A 1731-nucleotide genomic window follows, 5' to 3' on the forward strand; every position below is an offset into this window, starting at 1 on the left:
TCTTGTTTAGCTGGTAAGCCTTCCCGCTGTGTTAAAAGATGGGCAAGTACTGCAAATCGCGCTCTGAATTTATAGATATAGCATAATTTGGCATTATCATTTTCAACTGTTGCACCAATCATAAAAATATTCGGATAACGTGTCGATTCATCATGTGTTGTTAATTTAATATCTTGATTTGTTGTCACAAATAATTGTTGAACGATTGGATTTTTTGTTGCATCAAAGCCAGTTGCTAGTATTGGTTCATGAGGCGTATGCACACTTTGTCCGCTATCAAAACTGATATGATACTGTCCATTGTTAAAATCAATATCTTTAACTGTATAATGTACATTCATTTCGATGCGAGCACCTTGCTTAATGACATTACCTAGTCGCTGACGTGTATAAGGTGACAATCTAACACTAGGATCAGCATCCGGATCATTTAAACCGGTTGTGCTAGTATAAAGTGCGATGTCAGAGCCATTTTTTGCAAGTTGATATGCAGCATCAAAGCCACTTTCATTACCTCCGATAACCACATATTGCCCCTTATTAAAGTTATCAAAGTCTTCAATTTCACTATAATGAATACCATATTTAAATGGCTTTTTAGGGAAATTATAATCACCTGTTGCGACAAAGATATAATCCGCGTGATATGTCTCTGTTGTCGTTGCAATCGTATAATATGCATCATCTGCAGATATATTTGTGACAACTGTATTTTCAAAGATATTCAGCTCGTAATGGTTGGCAACCACTTGTAAATATTCAGCATATGTTTCTCCGGAAATATGTTCTTCATTAAATGTAAATGCTGGTGAAGTATCCATGGAAATTGCATTCATATCAGGCATGCCAAATCCATTAGACGTAAATGATGGCGTGATCGTACGGGTCGATTTCGGCCAATGTTTAAATGAATGTCCTACTGTTCCTTTTTCTAAAATAATGACATCTGTTATACCGAAATCTTTTAAGGTAATGGCCATACCTATACCTGCAGCACCGGCACCGATAATAGCCACTTTATGATGTTGCATATTAACACTCCCTCAATGATCTATTTCAAGTTATTGTTTTTGACTATAAATCGTAATAATTACGATTTATAAAGTATAGACCTATCCTTAAGAAATTTCAATATTAAAAGAAAAACTTCCGTTATTGTAGAGAATTCATCTACATTTCGGAAGTTGGTATGTGTCTTTTTTATTAAATTTAAGGATGCTACGGTTAGTTCAAATGATTATGAATGACATTTAATGGTATCATCCAGCCTCAGTACTTGGAGATAACATTTTGGCGGTGAGACATAAATCATATTTTTACAAAACTTATTTCGTCGTCTCCCCAATAAAGATAAAGTATTTCTTTATTGTGGTGTAACTTCTCCACGTTGTATTTCACTATCCAAATTTTGTTTCATATTTTCAAACAACTCTTGAAATCTAACCTCATCTTGATCAGAATAACCTTTAAAAATAACTGAATCTATATTTTCTTCGTTAAAATAATAAATTTCATCTTCCACAACACCAATCGGATATTTACATGCAGAATAGTCAAACATATACTTTTGATTTTCAATTTCTACAATTGGTCCTCTATTAATAATCATTAACTTTTGCGAACCTTCTTTTAAATAAATAATGCTTCCTATTGTTTCCATTTATTTTCCTCCTTTGTCACCGTCTCAATTTCAACATTCCTTCGCATTTCCAAGTCAATCATCTCTTCTTC

2 protein-coding genes and 1 pseudogene are annotated in these 1731 nt (G+C 33.5%); all 3 read right to left on the reverse strand.

The genetic code is table 11. From position 1 onward, the window contains the following. Nucleotides 1-1031: NAD(P)/FAD-dependent oxidoreductase (locus IDG60_RS13195; RefSeq protein ID WP_206160778.1), on the reverse strand; the 1031-nt coding region annotated here is incomplete at its 3' end. 332 nt (nucleotides 1032-1363) lie between these two features. Continuing rightward, on the reverse strand, nucleotides 1364-1660 hold the full coding sequence (locus tag IDG60_RS13200) for a DUF4176 domain-containing protein (RefSeq protein WP_000447709.1): 297 nt from the start codon (nucleotides 1658-1660) through the stop codon (nucleotides 1364-1366). Next, nucleotides 1648-1731: pseudogene (locus IDG60_RS22385) on the reverse strand (hypothetical protein); the annotation flags it as partial. The pseudogene IDG60_RS22385 and the gene IDG60_RS13200, both read right to left, overlap by 13 nt.

This window comes from Staphylococcus sp. EG-SA-2 (assembly GCF_017152085.1).

Coding starts and splice junctions, on each gene's coding strand:
- IDG60_RS13200 (WP_000447709.1), bottom strand. CDS start 1,660: ATGGAAACAATAGGAAGCATTATTTATTTAAAAGAAGGTTCGCAAAAG.